Origin of the sequence: Streptomyces sp. NPDC014734 (assembly GCF_043083325.1) — a bacterium.
Classification (GTDB): domain Bacteria; phylum Actinomycetota; class Actinomycetes; order Streptomycetales; family Streptomycetaceae; genus Streptomyces.
Map to the genome: position 1 here is coordinate 83,266 of NZ_JBIBYN010000007.1, position 21,193 is coordinate 104,458.

At 72.9% G+C, this 21,193-nt stretch carries 19 protein-coding genes; 1 reads left to right on the forward strand and 18 read right to left on the reverse strand.

Annotated features, from left to right (window positions below):
* Positions 1–70: 70 nt before the first annotated feature.
* From era to ACF1CT_RS13965, 9 genes are all read right to left on the reverse strand, one after another.
* Positions 71–1,045, reverse strand: coding sequence for a GTPase Era (era, locus tag ACF1CT_RS13925; RefSeq protein WP_391784040.1), 975 nt, complete (start codon positions 1,043–1,045; stop codon positions 71–73).
* A gap of 61 nt (positions 1,046–1,106) precedes the next feature.
* Positions 1,107–2,054 carry a WxL protein peptidoglycan domain-containing protein gene (locus ACF1CT_RS13930; RefSeq protein ID WP_391784041.1) on the reverse strand — a complete coding sequence of 316 codons (948 nt, stop codon included), beginning with the start codon at positions 2,052–2,054 and terminating at the stop codon, positions 1,107–1,109.
* A gap of 222 nt (positions 2,055–2,276) precedes the next feature.
* Positions 2,277–3,713, reverse strand: coding sequence for a beta-xylosidase (locus ACF1CT_RS13935; RefSeq protein WP_391784042.1), 1,437 nt, complete (start codon positions 3,711–3,713; stop codon positions 2,277–2,279).
* A gap of 188 nt (positions 3,714–3,901) precedes the next feature.
* On the reverse strand, positions 3,902–4,255 hold the full coding sequence (locus tag ACF1CT_RS13940) for a cytidine deaminase (protein WP_391784043.1): 354 nt from the start codon (positions 4,253–4,255) through the stop codon (positions 3,902–3,904).
* Positions 4,256–4,336: 81 nt separating this feature from the next.
* A complete protein-coding gene (locus tag ACF1CT_RS13945) occupies positions 4,337–4,690 on the reverse strand; it encodes an MmcQ/YjbR family DNA-binding protein (RefSeq protein WP_391784044.1) in 354 nt (117 codons plus the stop codon).
* A complete protein-coding gene (locus tag ACF1CT_RS13950; protein WP_391784045.1) occupies positions 4,687–5,979 on the reverse strand; it encodes a hemolysin family protein in 1,293 nt (430 codons plus the stop codon). Before ACF1CT_RS13950 ends, ACF1CT_RS13945 begins: the two co-directional genes overlap by 4 nt.
* The gene (gene ybeY, locus ACF1CT_RS13955; protein WP_391784046.1) at positions 5,976–6,473 is read right to left on the reverse strand and encodes an rRNA maturation RNase YbeY; all 498 of its coding nucleotides are present in this window, start codon (positions 6,471–6,473) and stop codon (positions 5,976–5,978) included. The genes ACF1CT_RS13950 and ybeY overlap by 4 nt, the downstream gene beginning before the upstream one ends.
* 12 nt (positions 6,474–6,485) lie before the next feature.
* Positions 6,486–7,514, reverse strand: a complete 1,029-nt coding sequence (locus tag ACF1CT_RS13960; RefSeq protein WP_391784047.1) for a PhoH family protein — start codon at positions 7,512–7,514, stop codon at positions 6,486–6,488.
* A gap of 163 nt (positions 7,515–7,677) precedes the next feature.
* Positions 7,678–8,802 carry a carbohydrate kinase family protein gene (locus tag ACF1CT_RS13965; RefSeq protein WP_391784048.1) on the reverse strand — a complete coding sequence of 375 codons (1,125 nt, stop codon included), beginning with the start codon at positions 8,800–8,802 and terminating at the stop codon, positions 7,678–7,680.
* 341 nt (positions 8,803–9,143) lie between these two features.
* On the opposite strand from ACF1CT_RS13965, the gene ACF1CT_RS13970 reads away from it, so the two are divergent.
* Positions 9,144–10,499 carry an MFS transporter gene (locus tag ACF1CT_RS13970; protein WP_391784049.1) on the forward strand — a complete coding sequence of 452 codons (1,356 nt, stop codon included), beginning with the start codon at positions 9,144–9,146 and terminating at the stop codon, positions 10,497–10,499.
* Positions 10,500–10,543: 44 nt separating this feature from the next.
* On the opposite strand, the gene ACF1CT_RS13975 is transcribed toward ACF1CT_RS13970, so the two are convergent.
* From ACF1CT_RS13975 to hrcA, 9 genes are all read right to left on the reverse strand, one after another.
* Positions 10,544–11,539 (reverse strand): adenosine deaminase, encoded by a 996-nt coding sequence (locus tag ACF1CT_RS13975; protein ID WP_391784050.1) that lies wholly within the window; start codon positions 11,537–11,539, stop codon positions 10,544–10,546.
* Positions 11,540–11,658: 119 nt separating this feature from the next.
* Positions 11,659–12,573, reverse strand: a complete 915-nt coding sequence (locus ACF1CT_RS13980) for a ribonuclease Z (protein ID WP_391784051.1) — start codon at positions 12,571–12,573, stop codon at positions 11,659–11,661.
* Positions 12,574–12,592: 19 nt separating this feature from the next.
* Complete coding sequence (locus tag ACF1CT_RS13985) at positions 12,593–12,952, reverse strand: histidine triad nucleotide-binding protein (RefSeq protein WP_391784052.1); 360 nt, start codon at positions 12,950–12,952, stop codon at positions 12,593–12,595.
* A gap of 128 nt (positions 12,953–13,080) precedes the next feature.
* Positions 13,081–16,302 (reverse strand): S41 family peptidase, encoded by a 3,222-nt coding sequence (locus tag ACF1CT_RS13990; RefSeq protein ID WP_391784053.1) that lies wholly within the window; start codon positions 16,300–16,302, stop codon positions 13,081–13,083.
* Between the two features lie 82 nt (positions 16,303–16,384).
* Positions 16,385–16,885, reverse strand: coding sequence for a hypothetical protein (locus tag ACF1CT_RS13995; protein ID WP_391784054.1), 501 nt, complete (start codon positions 16,883–16,885; stop codon positions 16,385–16,387).
* A 126-nt stretch (positions 16,886–17,011) separates the two neighbouring features.
* Entirely contained in the window at positions 17,012–17,758 is a 747-nt protein-coding gene (locus tag ACF1CT_RS14000; protein WP_391784055.1) for a 16S rRNA (uracil(1498)-N(3))-methyltransferase, read from the reverse strand.
* Positions 17,755–18,831 (reverse strand): nitronate monooxygenase, encoded by a 1,077-nt coding sequence (locus ACF1CT_RS14005; RefSeq protein WP_391784056.1) that lies wholly within the window; start codon positions 18,829–18,831, stop codon positions 17,755–17,757. The genes ACF1CT_RS14000 and ACF1CT_RS14005 overlap by 4 nt, the downstream gene beginning before the upstream one ends.
* A gap of 123 nt (positions 18,832–18,954) precedes the next feature.
* A complete protein-coding gene (gene dnaJ / locus ACF1CT_RS14010) occupies positions 18,955–20,094 on the reverse strand; it encodes a molecular chaperone DnaJ (protein ID WP_391784057.1) in 1,140 nt (379 codons plus the stop codon).
* The gene (gene hrcA / locus ACF1CT_RS14015) at positions 20,095–21,111 is read right to left on the reverse strand and encodes a heat-inducible transcriptional repressor HrcA (RefSeq protein ID WP_391784058.1); all 1,017 of its coding nucleotides are present in this window, start codon (positions 21,109–21,111) and stop codon (positions 20,095–20,097) included.
* Between the last annotated feature and the right edge of the window lie 82 nt (positions 21,112–21,193).

The window sequence follows — 21,193 nt, forward strand, 5'->3', positions numbered from 1 at the left end:
GTGGCCCCGGGCCGGGAAACGCTCCCGGCCGGGCCGTGACGCCGGGAGCGCGGCCCGGCCGCCCGGTCGGTCAGAAGCCCAGCTTCCGCAGTTGCTTGGGGTCGCGCTGCCAGTCCTTGGCGACCTTCACGTGCAGGTCGAGGAAGACCGGCGTGCCGAGAAGGGCCTCGATGTGCTTGCGGGACTTCGTGCCGACGTCCTTCAGCCGCTTGCCCTTCGGGCCGATGATGATGCCCTTCTGGCTCGGGCGCTCGATGTAGACGTTGGCGTGGATGTCGAGCAGCGGTTTGTCCGCCGGGCGGTCCTCGCGCGGCAGCATCTCCTCGACGACGACGGCGATCGAGTGCGGCAGCTCGTCGCGCACGCCTTCGAGCGCGGCCTCCCGGATCAGCTCCGCGACCATGACCATCTCGGGCTCGTCGGTGAGGTCGCCCTCCGGGTAGAGCGGCGGGCTCTCGGGGAGCAGCGGGGCGATCAGGTCGGCCAGCAGTGCCACCTGGTTGCCCTTCACCGCCGACACCGGGACGATCTGCGCCCATTCGAAGCCGAGTTCCTCGCCGAGGCGGGAGACGGCGAGCAGTTGTTCGGCGAGCTGCTTGGAGTCGACGAGGTCCGTCTTGGTGACGATGGCGATCTTCGGGGTCTTCCTGATGCCCGCGAGTTCCTTGGCGATGTACTTGTCGCCGGGGCCGAGCTTCTGGTCGGCGGGCAGGCAGAAGCCGATGACGTCGACCTCGGCCCAGGTGGTCCGCACGACGTCGTTGAGGCGCTCGCCCAGCAGGGTGCGCGGTTTGTGGAGCCCGGGGGTGTCGACGAGGACGAGCTGGGCGTCCTCGCGGTGCACGATGCCGCGCACGGTGTGCCGGGTGGTCTGGGGGCGGTTGGAGGTGATCGCCACCTTCCGGCCTACCAGAGCGTTCGTGAGGGTGGACTTGCCCGCGTTGGGGCGGCCCACGAAGCAGGCGAAACCGGCCCGGTGGGGGGCTTTGCCCGCGCCCTGCTGTGCGGCGGCTTCTGTGTCAGGTCGAACGCTCATGGCGCCCATTGTCCCCGATCCCGGCGGGCCCGCCGCACCAAGGGCCGCGGCGGGCCTGTCGGGCACCGGTTCAGACGGTCCGGGCACGTTTCCGGCGGGCCCGCAGCCACAGCCCCGCGCCCCCGCCCGCGACCACCAGCACCAGGAGTCCGGCCATCAGCCAGGGCAGCGCGACGTACGCGACGGAGGCGGACTCGCGGGTGTCTCGGGCGCTCGCGGTCAGCTCGATCTCGCCCCACTCCAGCTCGGGCGCGCCGAGCCACTGCTCGGTCAGCCGGACCTGTTGGCGGGGCAGCAGCTCGGACGGGATCCGTTTCAGGTCGCGGGCGAGCAGGGTGCGTCCGAAGAGGCCCTCGGCCTTGAGGGCGACCTTGGGGTTGAGGGTGACGTTGCCCCGGTTGTGGAGTGTGTACGAGATGACGGCGCGGCTGGCGCCGGTGCCCGGTACGAGCGGCTGGGTGTGCTCGACCTCGATGTCGTCCACCGAGAGCGCGGGCAGGGTCGGCCCGCTCACCCGCAGGTAGATCCGGGCGCCGACCGCCTTGCGGATGCCGACGCCGACGGCTCCCGGGCCGGTGGATTCCATGTGTTCGTCGAGGGCGACGATCGCCCCGGGGTGGTCGCCCGGCTCGGCGTCCCGGGGGACGGTGAGGGTGACCGGGACGGTGACCGAGCCGTGCGCGGGCACGGCGACCCGGTCGCTGCCGGTCTTGGCCCAGACGCCGACCGAGCGTTGCTCCTCGTCCTGCGAACGGACGGCGAACCCGCCGTCGCGGGCGGTGTTGTAGGCGTCGGCCGCGTACAGCAGGAAGGTCCGCGGCCGGTCCGTCTTGTTGGTGACGGTGACCTTGTCGTGGAGCGTGGCTCCGGGGTCGGCGGAGAGGTAGAAGTACGGGCGCTGACCGGTCTGTGCGGCGGCCGGCTGGACCGACCAGCTGCCGTTGTCCGCGGCATGGGCCGCGGGGGCGCCGGTCAGCAGGAGGGCGCCGGCCAGGAGGAGTACGTACAGCTTGCGCACGGTGCGGGACCTCCGGATCGGGCGGGGCGGCGGGGGCCTGGACGGCGGGGCGCGGGCGGCCGGTCCGGGCGGGTGTGCGCCGGAACCGGGCCGGGCCGTGCCGTCGAACTGCCGTCTGCCGTGCGACGCCGGTTCGACGGCACGGCCGGGTGGCGGCGCCGGAGCGATCGGACACCGCGGCGGGAGGGCCGGTGGGGCCGTCCCGCCGCGGAGCGTGTCCGGTCAGGTGAGGGTGAGGGTGAGTACGCCGGAGTACGCGCCGGGGGCCGCGTACGCCGGTACGTTCAGCGCGAGCCGGGCGTCGACGGTGAACTCGCCACCGGTGAGCGTCCCGTCCGGCGCGGACGCCAGGGTGGCGCCTCCGCTGCCGACCGGTCCCGGGGAACCGGCGGCGCAGGTGCTCGGGCTGCCGGGCTTCGTGGCGCAGACCGGGGTCCAGCCGAGTGCGGACGCGTCGATCGTCGCGCCGCCGGGGCCCGTGAAATCGGTGACCCTGCCGGTCAGGGACCAGCCGGCCGGACCGCCGCGGTAGTCCTCGACGGTCACCGTCCGCAGGGAGCCCCGGGAGACCCCGCCCCGGCCGAAGTCGACCGCCGACAGGTCGACGGTGTCCCCGTCCTGGAGCATGGACAGCGTGCCCGCCTTCACCGACGTGTCGAGGCGCTGGCTGCCGTCCGGAATCCCGCCGCCGCCGGTGACGGTGTACGCCTGTGGACCCGCTCCCCTCGCCGCGTCCCAGGCACCGCCCTCGTAGGCGACGATGCCGGTGGTGGCCGGGTCGTCGACGGTGAGCCGGCCGCTGAAACGGCCGGAGCCGTCCGCCGTGACGGTGGCCGTGTCGCCGGTCTGGCCCTCGCCCGCCCGGCCCGCGAGGGTGACGGCCGTACCGGGGGTGAACTTCGTCCCGGTCACGGCGACCGCCTCACCGGCCCGGCCGGACGCGGCCCCGAGCGAGATGGCCCGCTCGTTGACCTGTCCGCCGCCGTCCGACGCGATGATCGTCTCCGAGACGGGGGCGGGCGGGTCCGTCACCGTGCACGGGGTGTCCAGCTCCATGATGTAGCTGGTGTGGATGTTGTAGTCGCCGGGCGACAGCGTGATCTGGCCGGGCGCGGTGACCGTGAAGGTGCCGGTCATCGAGAACGACGGGAAGACGCCCTTGCCGGGCACCGGGTCGTTCTTCTTCGGGCCGGCGACGGTGACGGTCGCGGACTGCGCGCCGCCGACGGTGACCGCGCCGGTCGGCGTCATGATGTCGGCGGGCAGCGCCAGGTCGACGGGGTTGCCCGCGGCCGGTGTGACGACGGTGTAGGTGACCGTGACCGTCTCGCCCACCTCCGGGGCGGCGTTGTCGACGGTGATCTCGGCCGTCGTCGTCCCGTCGATCGGCGGGATGCCCGCGATGGCCGGCGGGATGCAGTGGGTGGGGAAGTCCACCGGGACGGAGGCCGTGACCGTGGCCTGCGCGGGGCTCGCGAACCCGCCCGCGCCGGCGACGACGAACGCACCCGTGGCCAGTACGGCGGCCCAGCGACGGCCGCGCCCGGTACGGATACGGGGACCGGCTCCCCCCGTGCCCGCTCCCGCGTCGGTCGCTCCGGCGCCGGATCCGCGGACGCCGGATCTTCGCGTGGTGATTCCTCGAACAGTCGGACGCATGGGCCCCCTCCTGGCGGATGCGGCGCGGCGGCTCTTCCGCGCCGGCAGGGGGCCATTGACGGCTCCGGCCGAAAAGAAGTCAATGCAAGCGGGGGGCGTCGACTGATGGCCCATCAGGTGCTGTCAAGATCGCGCCCGCGTCCGCCGGGGACCGGGCCGGTGGGCCCGCGGCCGAGTCCGGGCCCCCGTCAGCCCGCCGTCACCCTGACCCGCAGCGCGCCGTCGGGCCCGGCCAGCAGTACCGGGGTGTCCGGGCCGCCGAGATCCCGTACCGCGGCCCGGTCCTCGTCGGACGGGGTCCGCGCATCGGAGACCACCGCCGCCGCCTCCAGCGAGGTGGCGCCGCTGGCCACGGCCATCGCCACGGCGGTCTGCAACGCGCTGAGCCGCAGCGACTCCAGCCGTACGGTGCCCGCGACATAGGTGCGTCCGGTCTCGTCCCGGACTGCCGCGCCCTCCGGCACGCCGTTGCGGGCACGGGCGCTGCGCGCCAGCGTGACGATCTTGCGGTCCTCGGGGCCGAGGTCGGTGCTCTCAGTCATGCGACGAGCATACGAGCCCCCGGCGCGAGTGCCCCTGCCCCGCCGGGACCGGCGTCGTGCGGACGGGGTGCCGGACCGGTGCTACGCCCGGTCGAGTCTCAGCCGCTGGGCCTTCGGCAGCCCCGCCACCACCAGGTCGTAGGAGTCCTCGATCAGTTCGCGCAGCACCCGGTCGGGCACCCCGGACACCGTCACGGTGTTCCAGTGGCGTTTGTTCATGTGCCAGCCCGGCACCACCGCGGCGTACTCCTCCCTGAGCCGCACCGCGTCGTCGGGATCGCACTTGAGGTTCACCGTCAGCAGGCGGGCGTCCAGCGTGCTGAGCGCGAACATCTTGCCGAGCACCTTGAAGACGGACGTCTGCGGTCCGAACGGGAACTCCTCGACGCCCGCGTTGAACTCCAGGCAGAAGGCCCTCAGCTGCTGCGGAGTCACTCCGCCTCCTCCCGCTCGCGCTCCACCGGCTCCACCAGCACCGTGACGATCTTGTTGCGGCGGCCCGCCGTGGACTCGGCGGTCAGCCGGAGCCGACGCCCGTCGGGCAGGCCCACGACGGACGAGGCACCGGCGATCGGCACCCGCCCCAGCGCCTTCGCCAGCAGCCCGCCGACCGTCTCCACGTCCTCGTCGTCGTACTCGTCGAGGCCGAACAGCTCCCCGAGGTCGCCGATGTCGAGGCGGGCGGTCACCCGGTAGCAGCCGTTCTCCAGTTCCTGCACGGGCGGCAGTTCGCGGTCGTACTCGTCGGTGATCTCGCCGACGATCTCCTCAAGGATGTCCTCGATGGTGACGATGCCCGCCGTGCCGCCGTACTCGTCGATGACGACGGCGACGTGGCTGCGGTCCTGCTGCATCTCGCGCAGCAGGTCGCCCGCGTTCTTCGTGTCGGGCACGAACGCCGCGGGCCGCATCGCCGTGGAGACGAGTTCGGCCTCCGACTCCCGGTTGATGTGCGTCTTGCGGACCAGGTCCTTGAGATACACGATGCCGACGATGTCGTCCTCGTTCTCCCCGGTGACGGGGATACGGGAGAAGCCGGAGCGCAGCGCCAGGGTCAGCGCCTGCCGGATCGTCTTGTAGCGCTCGATGCAGACCAGGTCGGTACGCGGCACCATGACCTCGCGCACCAGCGTGTCGCCGAGCTCGAAGACGGAGTGCACCATGCGGCGCTCCTCGTCCTCGATCAGCGACTCCGCCTCGGCGAGGTCGACCATCGCGCGCAGTTCCGCCTCGCTGGCGAACGGCCCCTTGCGGAAGCCCTTGCCCGGCGTCAGCGCGTTGCCGATGAGGATCAGCAGTTGCGGGATCGGGCCCATGACCCTGTCCAGCGGCAGCAGCACGTACGCCGCGGCCGTGGCCGTGTTCAGCGGGTGCTGGCGGCCGATGGTGCGCGGCGACACCCCGATGGCGACGTAGGAGACGAGGACCATCACGGCCATGGCGACGGCCAGCGCCTCCCAGGTCCTCGGGAGCTCCTGGAGGCAGGCGTACGTCACGAGGACGCCTGCCGACATCTCGCAGGCGACCCGCACCAGCAGGGCGACATTCAGATAGCGGGTCGGGTCCGCCGCTACCTGTTCCAGTTTCCGGCTGCCGCGCCGCCCGGAGCGGACCGCCTCGGCGGCCCGGAAACTCGACACGCGGGCGATGCCCGCCTCCGCGCAGGCGGCCAGCCAGCCGACGACGACCAGCAGGACGGCGCCCAGGACGAGAGGAACGCTCACGAGACCGTGGGGGCGGGCGACGGGCCGGTGAGCCCCTGCTCGGCACGCCAGCCGTCGACGATCGCGGCCTGGAGGCCGAACATCTCGGCCTTCTCGTCCGGTTCCTCGTGGTCGTACCCGAGGAGGTGCAGCACCCCGTGGACGGTGAGGAGTTGGAGCTCCTCGTCCATGGAGTGCCCGGTCTCCGCCTCCTGGCCCTGCTTCTCGGCGACCTCCGGGCAGAGCACGATGTCACCGAGGAGCCCCTGCGGGGGCTCCTCGTCGTCCTTGGCCGGCGGACGGAGCTCGTCCATCGGGAAGGACATGACATCCGTCGGCCCGGGCAGGTCCATCCACTGGATGTGCAGCTGCTCCATGGCGTCGGTGTCCACCACGATCACCGAGAGCTCGGAGAGGGGGTGGATCCGCATGCGCGCGAGCGCGTAGCGGGCGATGTCGAGGATCGCCCGCTCGTCGACCTCGGTTCCGGACTCGTTGTTGACGTCGATCGACATGGTGCGCTGTGGCTACTTCCCGTGCTGGCTGTCTCGGCTGTCGTACTTCTCGTACGCGTCGACGATACGGCCGACGAGCTTGTGCCGGACCACGTCGTGGGAGGTGAGCCGTGAGAAATGGACGTCCTCGACGCCCTCCAGGATGTCCTGGACCTGGCGCAGACCGCTCTTCGTCCCGTTCGGCAGGTCGACCTGGGTGATGTCACCGGTGATGACGATCTTCGAGTCGAAACCGAGGCGGGTGAGGAACATCTTCATCTGCTCGGGGCTGGTGTTCTGGGCCTCGTCCAGGATGATGAAGGCGTCGTTGAGCGTCCTGCCGCGCATGTAGGCGAGCGGCGCGACCTCGATCGTGCCCGCCGCCATCAGCCGCGGGATCGAGTCGGGGTCGAGCATGTCGTGCAGCGCGTCGTACAGCGGGCGCAGGTACGGGTCGATCTTCTCGTAGAGCGTGCCCGGCAGGAAGCCGAGGCGTTCGCCCGCCTCGACCGCGGGACGGGTCAGGATGATCCGGTTGACCTGCTTGGACTGCAGGGCCTGGACCGCCTTGGCCATGGCGAGGTAGGTCTTGCCGGTACCCGCGGGGCCGATGCCGAACACGACGGTGTGCCTGTCGATGGCGTCGACGTACCGCTTCTGGTTGAGCGTCTTGGGGCGGATGGTGCGACCGCGGCTGGAGAGGATGTTCTGGGTGAGCACCTCGGCCGGTGTCTCCTCGCCGTCCCCCTCGCCGTTCTCGCTCGCCCTGAGCATGGCGATCGAGCGTTCCACTGCGTCCTCCGTCATCGGCTGACCGGTGCGGAGCACCAGCATCATTTCGTTGAACAGGCGCTGGATCAGGGCGACTTCCGCCGCATCCCCGACGGCGCTGACCTCGTTGCCCCGAACATGGATGTCGGCCGCCGGGAAAGCCTTCTCGATCACGCGCAACAGGGCGTCGCCGGAGCCGAGTACGGTCACCATCGGGTGCTTGGCCGGAACGGTGAACCGGGCTCGCGCCTGCCCGGGCGCGGGGGTCTGAGCTATGGGTGTCTGCGTCATGGGCCGGCCCTGTGGCCTGCACATACCTCCCGTTGCAAGGCTGTCGCCGCTCGACGGCCTCTGGGTTACCCAGCCTACGACTCCGCGCCGACAACACCGAGAGCTTTTTCGTACCCGTCGCGCACACCCGTGCGGGTGGACCGCTCCGGTCACGGCCCGGTGGTCACGCCGGGTGACGGAAGCCGATCGTCGGCACGGCCCGGCGCAGCGGCCACGGCCGCGCCGCCGCGGGCAGCAGGTCGTCCAGGAACGCGTACCGCTGGAGCGCCGCCGGGTCCTGGCCGGTGAGGGTCCGCACCCGCTGCCACCAGGCGGCGATCTCGTCCCAGCCCGGCGCGGACAGCGACCCCCCGAACTCCTGCACCGAGAGCGCCGCGGTCAGCCCGGCGAAGGCCAGCCGGTCGGCCAGCGGCCAGTCCGCCAGGGTGCCGGTGACGAATCCGGCGACGAAGACGTCACCGGCCCCGGTCGGATCCAGCGCCTCGACCTCGATCGCGGGGACCTCGGCGCTCGCCCCGGTCGTCGCGTCCACCGCGTACGCGCCCTCCGAGCCGAGGGTGACCACGGCGAGCGGCACCCGCTCGGCAAGGGCGCGGGCGGCGGCCCGCGGGCAGTCGGTGCGGGTGTAGCGCATCGCCTCCTCGGCATTGGGCAGGAACGCCCGGCAGTGCTCCAGGTCGGCGAGGGCGTCCAGGTCCCAGCGGCCGGTGTCGTCCCAGCCGACGTCGGCGAAGACCGTCGCGCCGTTCCGCGCCGCCGTGGCCACCCAGGGCTCGACGCGGCCGGGGACGAGCGAGGCGATGGCGGCCCGCGCGCGGGGCGGGCAGCGCGGGAACACGGGCTCCCCGGCGGGCAGCGCGTCGCCGTGGACATGCGTCGGGCCGGGGGCCTCGTGGCCGTGCGAGACCATCGTGCGCTCGCCCTCGTAGGCCATCGACACGGTCACCGGCGAGTGCCAGCCGGGGACGGTGTGCGACATGGACAGGTCGATGCCCTCGCCCTGCTCCAGGGCGTCCCAGCAGTACTCCCCGTAGTGGTCGTCGCCGAACGCCGCCGCGAGCGAGGTGTGCAGCCCCAGCCGGGCCAGTGCGGTGGCCATGTTGGCGACACCGCCGGGGCTGGAGCCCATGCCGCGCGCCCAGGACTCGGTGCCGCGCACCGGGGCGCTGTCCAGGCCGGTGAAGATGATGTCGAGGAAGACCGTCCCGGTGAGGAAGACGTCGCAGTCCGGGTCCTGCGGGGCGCGCAGCCCGTCCAGTGGGTCGATGCCTGGCCTGTCCGTGCTCACCTTGCGCTCCCCGGTCGTGGCGGTTGCGGCCAGTCTGCCCGATCCGCCCCCATAACCGGAGGGCCCGCGCCGCCGTGCTCCGCGGACTCGCACCGACCTCCGACGCACAGGCACTGACCTGCGCAAACGTCATCGGCTACCCGATCGCACACAAGTCAAACGTATAGGTGACCCAGATCACACTGATGCGACTTTCGGTGAGTCGGGGACGGTTGATACAAATTGGGCCGCGAGCCCGGTTGGCGCATCTTGCCGACGCGTGCCCCGTATCTCCTTGTTCCTCCCGCAACACCCTCCCCTCTGCCTTCCCTGCCTCCTTCGGCATGTCCTCAGGAACGCCCATGTCCTCGCGCCCTCGCGCCGCGTGGCCGCTGGTCGCCGTGTTCACCGCCGGTTACCTCGCCGCCTATCTGCTCCCCACCGTCGTCGGGCGGCTCTCCGCCCATCTGGGACTGGGACCGGCCCAGGCCGGTCTGGTGGGCAGCGCCCTGCTGCTGAGTTCGGCGACCGCCGGGTTCACCCTGGCGGGCCGGGTCGAGAGGTACGGACAGCGCGGACCCGCGCGGATCGGGCTGCTGCTCGCCATGGCGGGATACGGCTGCGCGGCGCTGGCCGGCTCCGTGCCGCTGGTCGTCGCCGGTGTGGTGGTCGGCGGTCTCGGCTCCGGAACGGCGACCGCGGTGGCCGCCGCGGGCATCGCCGCCCGGCGGGACCCGCACCGGACCTCGTCGCTCGGCCTGCTGAGCGTCTCCGCGACGGCGGGCGCCCTGTACCTGACGATCCCCCACCTCGGCGGCGGTCACCGGCTGCCGTTCGCCTCGATCGCCGTCGTCGCGCTGCTCGTCTGGCCCGCCACCGCGCGCCTCGACGGGGCCGCGCGGGGCGGTACGGCCGCCCCCGTCACGAGCCGGCTGCCGCACCGCCGCTCCGGCCTGGTGCTGGCGGGCTGCATGCTCGTCTGGTCCATGGCGCAGAACGCGCTGTGGGGGGTAAGCAGCCGGATCGGCGCGGTCCAGGTCGGACTCTCCGAGGTCACCGTCGGCGCGGTGTTCGCCGCCGCGCTCGGAACGGGGCTGCTCGGGGTGATGGGCGCCGGAATGCTGGGCGCGCGGCTCGGGCGGGCGGTGCCGATCGGCATGGGCACGGTCGTCATCGCGGGGAGCATCGTGCTCAGCTCGTCGGCCGGGAGCCTCGGTTCGTTCGCCACCGGCGAGATCCTGTGGAACACCGTCTACCCGGTGGTCCTCTCGTACCTCATCGGCCTCGCCGCCTCACTGGACGTGCGCGGCCGGTGGGCGGTGCTCGCGGGGTCGGCGTCGTCCGTCGGGGTGGCCTGCGGGCCGGTGCTCGGCAGTGTGCTGTCCGAACGGGCCGGATACCCGGTCATGGGGCTGCTGCTGGGCGCCGTCACGCTCCTGGTCGCCGCCCCGTTCACGGCCGTCGCCCTGCACACCGGCGGCCGTCCCCTGCTGCCGGGGGCGGTACGCCGCCGGGGCGGCGCACCGGCGGCGCTCCTCGCCGTCACCAGTGGTGCGGTGCCCGGTCCGGTGCCCCAGCTGGGCGCGCCCGAACAGGCCGTCGCCGAGATCAGCCCGCCCGCGCTGCGCCGCAGGCGTCCGAGCCGGAGCGCGTTCCGAACGGCAGGTCCGTCCGGAACGCCGGGCGGGGGCGCGCAGAGCCTGTCGGGCGACCTCTGACCGGAGTCCGGAGGCCGTCCGGTCGGAGGTCGCCGGAAAGGCTCTCAGTCGAATGTGTGGGCCTCGACCTCGGCGAGGTAGCGGGCCCGGCGCTCCTCGTCGTGGTCGAGGAAGGCGGCCTCGAAGGAATTGCGGGCCAGGGCGCGCAGTTGTTCGCGGTCCAGGCCGAGCGCCTCGTGGACGGCGTGGAAGGTGTCGCCGACGTAACCGCCGAAGTAGGCGGGATCGTCGGAGTTCACCGTGCAGAGCAGCCCGGCGGCCATCATGTCCCGCAGCGGGTGCTGTTCCAGGACGTCGATGGCGCGCAGCCGTACGTTGGACAGCGGGCAGAGGGTAAGTGCCACCCGGTCGGCCACCAGCCGCTTCACCAGGTCCGGGTCCTCCATGCAGCGCAGTCCGTGGTCGACGCGCTCGACCCCGAGGACGTCCAGCGCCTGACGGATGTACTCCGGCGGGCCCTCCTCACCGGCGTGGGCGACCTTGCGCAGGCCGAGCGCGCCGGCCGCCTCGTACACCTCGCGGAACTTGACCGGCGGGTGCCCGACCTCCGCGGAGTCGAGGCCGACGGCGCTGATCCGGTGCAGGTACGGCTTCGCGGCCTCCAGGGTCTCCAGCGCCGACTCGGCGGACAGGTCGCGCAGGAAGCACATGATCAGCTGGGTGGAGATGCCGTGCTTCTCCTCGCTGCGGTCCAGTGCCCGGCCGAGCCCCTCGATGACGGTGCCGATCGGGACGCCGCGGGCGGTGTGCGCCTGCGGGTCGAAGAAGATCTCCGCGTGCCGGACGCCCTGGGCGGCGGCGCGGGCGAGATAGGCGTCGGCGAGTTCCTCGAAGTCCCGCTCGGTCCGGACCACCGCCATCAGGGCGTAGTAGAGGTCGAGGAAGCTCTGCAGGTCGTCGAAGAGGTAGGCGGTGCGGAGTTCCTCGGTGTCCGCGTAGGGCAGGGGCACGCCGTTGCGCGCGGCGAGCGCGAAGGCCAGCTCGGGTTCGAGGGTTCCCTCGATGTGGAGGTGGAGTTCGGCTTTGGGGAGGTGGTGCACGGGTTCACGCTCACAAGGGGTGGTGCTGGTGTGTTCACCGGTGCGGGGTGGATGCGCCGGTGCTGATGTGGTTCCCCGGTACGGGAGGCTCCGCGGGTGCGGGGCTCGCGGCGGGCGGGTCAGAGGAGGTGGTGCCGGCTGGGCACCGGGATCCGGTCGAGGTCGCGGGCGACGGTCAGCTCGCCCTCGAACCCCGCGGCACGGGCCTGGGCCTCGAACAGGGACGGGTCGTCGTACCGCTGGGAGAAGTGGGTGAGCACGAGGTGCCGCACGCCCGCGTCCCGGGCCGCCCGGGCCGCCTGTCCCGCGGTCAGGTGCCCGTGCTCGGTGGCGAGCCGTTCGTCCTCGTCGAGGAAGGTCGACTCGATGACCAGCAGATCGCATCCCTCGGCGAGCGCGTGGACACCGTCGCAGAGCCGGGTGTCCATGATGAACGCGAACCGCTGGCCGCGCCGGTGCTCGGAGACGTCGTCGAGCGTGACCGGACCGAGGGCGCCCTCCCGCTGGATCCTGCCGACGTCCGGCCCCCTGATGCCGTACTCGGCGAGCCTGGCGGGCAGCATGCGGCGGCGGTCGGGTTCCACGAGGCGGTAGCCGTACGACTCGACGGGGTGCGAGAGCCGGTGACCGCTGAGCGTGTACGCCCCGGTGGTGGCGAGGACCCCGTCGGCGGCGACCGGGGCCTCGGTGAGCTCGACGGTCTCGCGGTAGGCGGTCGCGTACCGCAGCCGTTCGAAGAAGCGCCGGCCGCTCGCCGGGTAGTGCGCGGTGACCGGGTGCGGGACCCGGTCGAGGTTGATCCGCTGGATCACCCCGGCCAGGCCGAGCGAGTGGTCGCCGTGGAAATGCGTCACGCAGATCCGGTCGATGTCGTACGCGGCGACCCCGGCCCGCAGCATCTGGCGCTGGGTGCCCTCGCCGGGGTCGAAGAGGATGCCCTCGCCGTCCCAGCGCAGCAGATAGCCGTTGTGGTTGCGGTGTCTGGTCGGGACCTGGCTGGCTGTGCCGAGGACCACGAACTCGCGTACGGACACGGTGTGCGGCCGCCCGTCCCTAGCCGGGAGGCCACTGCATGCCGCGGCCGCCCAGGACGTGGGCGTGCGCGTGGAACACGGTCTGGCCCGCACCCGCACCGGTGTTGAGGACGATCCGGTAGCCGGTGTCGGTGATCTTCTCGTCGGCGGCGACGTTCCCGGCCTCGCGCAGCACGTCGGCGGCGACGGCGGGCTCGGCGGCGGCGAGCGAGGCGGCGTCCGGGTGGTGGAGGCGCGGGATGACCAGGACGTGCGTGGGCGCCTGGGGGTTTATGTCCCGGAAGGCGACGGTGGTCTCGGTCTCCCGGACGATGGTGGCCGGGATCTCACCCGAGACGATCTTGCAGAACAGGCAGTCGGGCTGCGGTTCTCCCGCCATGGGGTCGACTCCTCGGTCGGTGGTGAGTGGGTGTACGGCATGGTAGCGGGGCCCGCCGGGGGCCGGTGCGGCGCGTCCGCGCACCGCGCCGGCCCCGGACGGCCCGGCCGGGAGGGCCGGGCCGCGGCCTACTCCCCCAAGCGCTCCGGCGCGCGCTTCGCCGGTGTCTCGGCGAGCGACGCCAGCGCGATCCGGATCGCCTCGTCCAACTGCGGGTCGCGCCCCGCCGCGTGGTCCTGCGGCGCCATCACGACCTCGACGTCGGGATCGACGCCGTGGTTCTCCACGCCCCAGCCCTGGTCCTCCAGCCAGAAGGCGTACTTGGGCTGGGTGACCGACGTCCCGTCGACGAGCGTGTAGCGGCTGTCGATGCCGACCACACCGCCCCAGGTCCGCGTGCCCACGACCGGCCCGATGCGCAGCGCCTTGATCGCGGCGTTCACGATGTCGCCGTCCGAGCCGGAGAACTCGTTGGCGACGGCGACCACCGGGCCGCGCGGCGCGTCCTCCGGGTAGCTGACGGCCCGCCTGCCGCGCGGCAGGTCCCAGCCGATGACGCGCCGGGCCAGCTTCTCCACGATCAGCTGCGAGGTGTGGCCGCCGCGGTTCTCCCGGACGTCCACGACCAGTCCCTCTCGGGCCACCTCGACGCGCAGGTCGCGGTGGAGCTGTGCCCAGCCCGAGCCGACCATGTCGGGGACGTGGAGGTAGCCGAGGCGCCCGCCGGAGTGCTCGTGGACGTACGCCCGGCGGTCGGCCACCCACGCGTGGTAGCGCAGCGGCTCCTCGTCGGCGACCGGCACGACGACGACGTGACGCGGGTCGCCGCCGTCCACCGGCGAGACGGTCAGCTCGACCGGCTTGCCGGCCGAACCGGCCAGCAGCGGCCCGGGCCCGGCCAGCGGGTCGACCGCGCACCCGTCCACGGCCAGGATCGTGTCCCCGGCACGCACCGCGACGCCCGGCGCGGCGAGCGGCGAGTGGGCCCGCGGGTCGGAGGTCTCGGACGGCAGGATCCGGTCGATGCGCCAACCGCCCTCGTCCGTGCGGGAGATGTCCGCGCCGAGGAGTCCCTGCCGGGTCGCCTCGTCGCGCCACCAGGCGGGCGGTCTCACATAGGCGTGCGAGGTGCCGAGCTCGCCCTGCACCTCCCACAGCAGGTCCATCAGGTCGTCGTGGGTGGCGACCCGCTCCAGCACCGGACGGTAGCGGTCCAGGACCCCGTCCCAGTCGACACCGCCCATGTCGGCACGCCAGAAGTTGTCCCGCATGATGCGCCCGGCCTCGTCGTACATCTGGCGCCATTCGGCGGCCGGGTCGAGGGTGCGGCGGATCCGGGACAGGTCGACGGTGACGCCGTCGCCGTCGTGGTCGTCGTCCCCGGACACCCGGCTGTCGGACGGCACGACGCGCAGCTTGCCCCCGGTGCGCAGGACGAGACGCCTGCCGTCACCGCTGACCGCGAAACCGCTGACGTCGGAGGCGAGTTCCTCGCAGCGCAGCTTCTCCAGGTCGTAGCGTTCCAGAGTGGTCTCGGGCCCGCGGGAGTCGGGGGTGGCGCCGCTCGTGCCGAGCACCCCGGTCACCGGGTGGCACAGCCACAGCAGTCCGTCCTTCGCGGCCCGCAGCGAGGAGTACCGGCCGGCCTCCACGGGCATCGGCACGATCCGGTCGGCGAGGCCGTCGAGGTCGATGCGGGTGACGGGCAGCGCGGTCGGGTTGTCCTCGTCCTCGCCGCTCTTCTCCTTCTCGGTCGGGCGGCCGTGCCGCTGCGGCCCGAACGGGGAGGGTGTGGCGGCGGCGAGCGTCAGCAGGTGCGGGCGGCAGGCGCCGATGAAGGCGAGGTCGAAGACATGGGCGTCGTAGACCGGGTCGAAGGACCGCTCGGAGAGGAACGCGAGGTGCTTTCCGTCGGTGGTGAACGCGGGGGCGAAGTCCCGGAAGCGCAGCGGCGTCGCCTCGGCCACCGACAGATCGGCGAGGTGGGCGAGCTTCAGCTGCCGGAGGGGTTCGGGCCCGGGGTGCGACCAGGCGAGCCAGGCGGAGTCGGGTGAGAAGACCAGGCCGGAGGCGTCGCCGTGCTCGCTGCGGTCCACCTCGTGGACCTCGCCGCTCTCCCGCTCGACGATCAGGACCCGCCCGTCGTGGGCGGCGACGGCGAACCGGCTGCCGTCCGGGGCCGCGGCGAGGCCGAGGACCCTGCCCAGGCGTCCCGCGGCGAGGCGGCGGGGCACGGCGCCCGGCGCGGTGCCGGTGGCGGGGGCGCATTCCAGGGCGTCGTCGCCCTCGGCGTCGGTGACCCAGACGACGTGCTGGTCGCCGTCGGCCTGGAAGGAGCGGGGCATTCTGGCGCGCACGCCGGGTTCGGCGGCGAGCGCGCGGGCCGGGCCGTCGCGGTGGGTGACCCAGTGGACGGCGCCGCGCGAGGCGACGGCGCTGCCGCGTCCGCTGCGGTCCGGGGACGCGGTTTCGAGATGGCCGGCGGCGTGCACGGGGTGGGGCTGGAGGTCGGCGCGCTGACCGCCGAGGCGGAGGTCGAGCCGACGGGGCTCGGCCCCTTCGAGGTCGTCCAGCAGCCAGAGTTCACCGGCCGACGCGTAGGTGACACGGCTGCCGTCGGTGGTCGCGTGGCGGGCGTAGAAGCCCTCGACACCGGTGTGCCGGCGCAGACCGGAACCGTCGGGGAGCGAGGAGTAGACCGCGCCGACGCCCTCGTGGTCGGAGAGGAAGGCGATCCGGTCCCCGACCCACATGGGTGTCTCGATGTTCCCGTCGAGGTCCGCGTGGAGCCGCACGAACTCCGGCTGCCCGTCGGGCGTCTCCTCCCGCTCGATCCACAACTTGCCCGCGGTGCCGCCGCGGTAGCGCTTCCAGGAGGCGGCCTCGCGCCCCATGGTGGCGGAGAGCAGCAGGACCCGTCCGCCGGGCCCGTACGCGAGGGAGCCGACCGGGCCGTACGGCAGGGTGCGGGCGGGACCGCCGTCGACCGGGAGGGCCCTGGCCCAACTGCGCCGCAGGGACAACTGCCCCTGGGTGCTGATGGCCAGGACGTCGCCCTCGGGCGTCCAGCCGCGTACGGAGGTCTGTGCGTCGCCCCAGTACGTGAGCCGCTCGGAGGGGCCGCCGTCGACCGGTGCGATGTGCACCTCGGATGCCCCGTCCCGGGTGGACGTCCAGGCGACCCGGGTTCCGTCGGGGGATATCCGCGGATGGCTGACGGGGCGGTTGTCGGCGCTGACACGCCAGGCCCGGCCGCCGTCCAGCGGTGCCAGCCAGACGTCGTCCTCGGCGGTGAAGGCGATCAGATCGCCCTGGACATGGGGGTATCGGAGGTAGGCAGACTGCGTCACACCGATCACCCTAGGCCGCTGCCGTGCTCCGCGGTACCGGGTTGGCCGGAGTCCGTCGGGTGCCCGGACACCGCGTCCGCGGTCACTTGCCCCAGGACACACCGGGCACCGTGACCGTCACGGTGACCGCGGGCCGGGCGCCCTCCCGGTCGTCGTCCCGGAGCGGGTACACCGCGCCGAACGTCGGCCCGGCGTCGCAGTCGCCGAGCACGTCCGTCCGGAACACGGCCCTGCCGCCCGCCTTCGCGGTCAGGTCGCCCCGCACGCACCGCCCGTCGAGCGCCTGGGTCACCGTGCCGCTGATCGTGACGTCCATGCCGTTCCCGGTCCGCCCGGTGCAGTCGACGTGTCCGGTCCGGGGTACGGAGGCGGCGGGCGAGGCGTTCACCGCGACGGCCCCGTCGACACCGGCCGAGCAGTTCAGCCAGCGCACGTCGACGCCGTTGCGCTGGAGGGCGCTGGTGCCGGTCCGGTCGGTGGTCACGGCGATGGAGGCGGAGTTCAGTCCGCCTGCCGGGTCACAGGCGACGGCGCCCGCGACCGCCGCGACCGCGAGCCCGGACGCGGCCAGAAAACGACGCATTCCACGCGGGCTCCATGCCCTTGATGTCCCCATACGGGCAGCTTCCCACCGTTCGCCCACCGAACGGTAGGCGCCGCGGACGGCGTGCGGCCACACGGGGGGTGACACCGGTGCGCGGGAGGGCGCTCACGCCCAGCGGCCGGTGCGCCCCATCAGCAGGGCCGTCGCCGCCGTCCCGGCCGTCGAGGTGCGCAGCACGCTCGTGCCGAGCCTGCAGATCCGGGCGCCCGCCCCGGCGAAGGCCGCCAGCTCGTCCGGCGACACCCCGCCCTCGGGGCCCACGACCAGCACGATCTCGCCCTGGGCGGGGAGTTGGACGGTGGCCAGCGGCTCGCTGTCGTGCTCCCGGTCCTCGTGCAGGACGGCGGCGAAGTCGGCCGTGGTCAGGAGCGCGGCGACCTGTTTGGTCGTCAGCGCGTCCGCGACCTCGGGGAAGCGCACCCGGCGCGACTGCTTGCCCGCCTCCCGGGCGGTGGCCCGCCACTTCGCGAGGGACTTGAGGCCGCGGTCGCCCCGCCACTGGGTGACGCAGCGCGACGCCTGCCAGGGCACGATCGCGTCGACTCCGGTCTCGGTCATCGTCTCGACGGCGACCTCGCCGCGGTCGCCCTTGGGCAGGGCCTGGACGACGGTGATCCGGGGCGCGGGCGCCGCCTCCTCGTGGACGGCCACCAGATCGGTGACGTGCAGCCGGTCCTTGCCCTCGGCCGCGGCGACGACCCCTTCCGTCCACCTGCCGTGACCGTCCGTCAGCACCACGTCCTCGCCGGGGCGCAGCCGCTTCACCGCGACGGCGTGCCGTCCCTCGGGCCCCTCCAGCACGAACTCGGGCCCCTCGGGGACCCGTTCGACGACGAAGACCGGTGCGGTCACTGGGCGCTCCCCGTGCTCATGGCCGCCCGCGCGGCGTCCAGTTCCTCGACGAGCAGCCCGACCAGCCGGCCGGCGGGCAGCTCGCGTGCCATCCGGTGTCCCTGCCCGGCCCACAGGGCCATGCCCTGGGCGTCCCCGGCCTTGGCCGCGGCCTTGCGCAGACCGGCGGTCAGGTAGTGGACCTGCGGATAGGCGGCGGGGGCGTACGGGCCGTGCTCGCGGATGAAGCGGTTGACCAGGCCGCGGGCGGGGCGCCCGGAGAACGCCCGGGTCAGGGTGGTCCCCGCGAAGAGCGGGTTGGTCAGTGCCTGCTTGTGCAGCGGGTTCGCGCCGGACTCGGGGCAGACCAGGAACGCCGTGCCCAGTTGTGCCGCCGCCGCGCCCGCGGCGAGCACCGCGGCGATCTGGGCGCCGCGCATGAGTCCGCCGGTGGCGACGATCGGCAGCTCCACGGTCTCGCGGACCTGCGCGACCAGGGAGAGCAGCCCGATGCCGGTGCCGTCGGTCAGTGGGTCGTCGCGGTGGGTGGACTGGTGGCCCCCCGCCTCCACCCCCTGCACGCAGACCGCGTCGGCGCCCGCCCACTGCGCCGCCTGCGCCTCCTCGGGCGTGGTCACCGTCACGACGGTGTACGTGCCGACAGCGGCGAGCGCGTCGAGGGTGTCGCGGGCCGGGCAGCCGAAGGTGAAGGAGACGGCCGGGACGGGGTCGTCCAGCAGGACGGCGAGCTTGGCCTCGTAGCCGTCGTCGACGCCTCCGTCGTCCGGGTCGCCGAGCGGGGTCTCGTACCAGGCGCCCTCACCGGCGAGCTGGTGCCGGTACACCTCGACGGCGCTGGGGTCGGCGAGGGCGGGCTGCGGCATGAAGAGGTTGACGCCGAAGGGCCGGCCGGTCAGCGCGCGCAACTGCTTGATCTCGTGGTACATGCCGTCCGCCGTCTTGTACCCGGCGGCGAGGAACCCCAGTCCGCCCGCCTCGGAGACGGCGGCGGCGAGCTGCGGGCCGGACGCGCCGCCCGCCATCGGGGCCTGCACGATCGGATACCGGCAGAGATCGGTCAACACGGAGGACATGACCGCATCGTGTCACGTTCGGCGCGGTGCGTCGTGCGCGGCCTGCGGCCCGCTGCGCCCCGGACGACGGACGGGCCCGTCGAGCGGGCCCGTCCCACGATCGCGGAGGATGTCCGCACGGCGTCAGCGCCCGTTGAAGGCGTCCTTCAGCCGGGAGAACAGCCCCTGCTGGCCGGGCTGGAACTGGCCGGTGGGCCGTTCCTCACCGCGCGCCTTCGCCAGGTCCCGCAGGAGTCGTTCCTGTTCCGGGTCGAGCTTCGTCGGGGTCATCACCTCGACGTGCACCACCAGGTCGCCGCGACCGCCGCCCCGCAGATGCGTGATGCCGCGGCCGTGCAGCGGGACCGACTGGCCGGACTGGGTGCCGGGCCGGATGTCGACCTCCTCCAGACCGTCGAGCGTCTCCAGCGGCACCTTGGTGCCGAGGGCGCCCGCCGTCATCGGGATGGTGACGGTGCAGTGCAGGTCGTCGCCGCGGCGCTGGAACACCGGGTGCGCCAGCTCGTGGATCTCCACGTACAGGTCGCCGGCCGGGCCGCCGCCGGGGCCGACCTCTCCCTCGCCCGCGAGCTGGATGCGGGTGCCGTTGTCGACACCGGCGGGGATCTTCACGGTGAGTGTCCGCCGCGACCTGATGCGGCCGTCCCCGGCGCACTCCGGGCACGGGGTCGGCACGATCGTGCCGAAGCCCTGACACTGCGGGCAGGGCCGCGAGGTCATGACCTGTCCGAGGAAGGACCGGGTGACCTGCGAGACCTCGCCGCGACCGCGGCACATGTCACAGGTCTGGGCGGAGGTGCCGGGGGCGGCGCCCTCGCCGCTGCACGTGGTGCAGACGACGGCCGTGTCGACCTGGATTTCCTTGGTGGTGCCGAACGCGGCCTCGGCGAGGTCGATCTCCAGCCGGATCATGGCGTCCTGGCCGCGCCGGGTGCGCGAGCGGGGCCCGCGCTGCGACGACGTGCCGAAGAACGCGTCCATGATGTCGGAGAAGTTGCCGAAGCCGCCCTGTCCGAAGCCGCCCGCGCCGGCGCCGCCGCCGGAGGCGGACAGCGGGTCGCCGCCGAGGTCGTAGACCTGCTTCTTCTGCGGGTCCGACAACACCTCGTAGGCGGCGTTGATCTCCTTGAACCGCTCCTGGGTCTTCGGATCGGGATTCACATCCGGGTGCAGCTCGCGGGCGAGCCTCCGGAATGCCTTCTTGATCTCGTCCTGGGACGCGTCGCGGCGTACGCCGAGTACGGCGTAGTAGTCCGTGGCCACTTACGACTCCGCCAGGATCTGTCCGACGTAACGTGCCACTGCGCGTACCGCTCCCATCGTTCCGGGGTAGTCCATGCGGGTCGGTCCGACCACGCCGAGTTTGGCGACTGCTTCGTCGCCCGAACCGTAGCCGACCGCGACGACGGACGTGGAGTTCAGTCCTTCGTGGGCGTTCTCGTGCCCGATGCGTACGGTCATGCCCGAGTCCTTGGCCTCGCCGAGCAGCTTCAGCAGCACGACCTGTTCCTCCAGTGCCTCCAGCACCGGCCGGATCATCACCGGGAAGTCGTGCCCGAAGCGGGTGAGGTTGGAGGTGCCGCCGATCATCAGCCGCTCCTCCGTCTCCTCGACGAGGGTTTCGAGCAGGGTGGAGAGCACGGTGGACACGGTTCCCCGGTCCTCGCTCTCGAAGGATTCCGGCAGGTCCTGCACGAGCTGCGGGACGTCCGTGAAACGGCGTCCGACGACCCGGCTGTTGAGCCGGGCCCGCAGATCTGCGAGGGAGGTCTCGCCGAACGGCGCGGGGCAGTCGACCATGCGCTGCTCGACCCGGCCGGTGTCCGTGATCAGCACGAGCATCAGCCGGGCGGGTGCCAGCGACAGCAGTTCCACGTGCCGCACCGTCGACCGGGTCAGCGAGGGGTACTGCACGATGGCGACCTGCCGGGTCAGCTGCGCGAGCAGCCGGACGGTGCGGCCCACGACGTCGTCGAGGTCGACCGCGCCGTCGAGGAAATTGTGAATGGCGCGACGTTCCGGCGACGAGAGCGGCTTGACGCCCGCGAGCCGGTCGACGAAGAGCCGGTATCCCTTGTCCGTCGGGATGCGGCCCGCGCTGGTGTGGGGCTGGGCGATGAAGCCCTCGTCCTCCAGCACCGCCATGTCGTTGCGCACGGTGGCCGGGGACACCCCCAGCTTGTGCCGCTCGGTCAGCGCCTTGGAGCCGACGGGTTCCTCGGTGCCGACGTAGTCCTGGACGATGGCGCGCAGCACTTCGAGTCTGCGTTCGCTGAGCATCGCGCGCACCTCCAAGTAGTCGTTCAGCGGTGGTTCTCGGGCCGTGCGTGGGCCCCGCCCGTTTCTTTCCCGGGAATCCCCC

What these genes read in the sequence shown, in the direction of transcription:
- era (WP_391784040.1), bottom strand. Translation starts at nt 1,045, where the DNA reads ATGGGCGCCATGAGCGTTCGACCTGACACAGAAGCCGCCGCACAGCAG.
- ACF1CT_RS13935 (WP_391784042.1), bottom strand. Translation starts at nt 3,713, where the DNA reads ATGCGTCCGACTGTTCGAGGAATCACCACGCGAAGATCCGGCGTCCGC.
- ACF1CT_RS13940 (WP_391784043.1), bottom strand. Translation starts at nt 4,255, where the DNA reads ATGACTGAGAGCACCGACCTCGGCCCCGAGGACCGCAAGATCGTCACG.
- ybeY (WP_391784046.1), bottom strand. Translation starts at nt 6,473, where the DNA reads ATGTCGATCGACGTCAACAACGAGTCCGGAACCGAGGTCGACGAGCGG.
- ACF1CT_RS13960 (WP_391784047.1), bottom strand. Translation starts at nt 7,514, where the DNA reads ATGACGCAGACACCCATAGCTCAGACCCCCGCGCCCGGGCAGGCGCGA.
- ACF1CT_RS13970 (WP_391784049.1), top strand. Translation starts at nt 9,144, where the DNA reads ATGTCCTCGCGCCCTCGCGCCGCGTGGCCGCTGGTCGCCGTGTTCACC.
- ACF1CT_RS13985 (WP_391784052.1), bottom strand. Translation starts at nt 12,952, where the DNA reads ATGGCGGGAGAACCGCAGCCCGACTGCCTGTTCTGCAAGATCGTCTCG.
- ACF1CT_RS13995 (WP_391784054.1), bottom strand. Translation starts at nt 16,885, where the DNA reads ATGCGTCGTTTTCTGGCCGCGTCCGGGCTCGCGGTCGCGGCGGTCGCG.
- ACF1CT_RS14005 (WP_391784056.1), bottom strand. Translation starts at nt 18,831, where the DNA reads ATGTCCTCCGTGTTGACCGATCTCTGCCGGTATCCGATCGTGCAGGCC.
- hrcA (WP_391784058.1), bottom strand. Translation starts at nt 21,111, where the DNA reads ATGCTCAGCGAACGCAGACTCGAAGTGCTGCGCGCCATCGTCCAGGAC.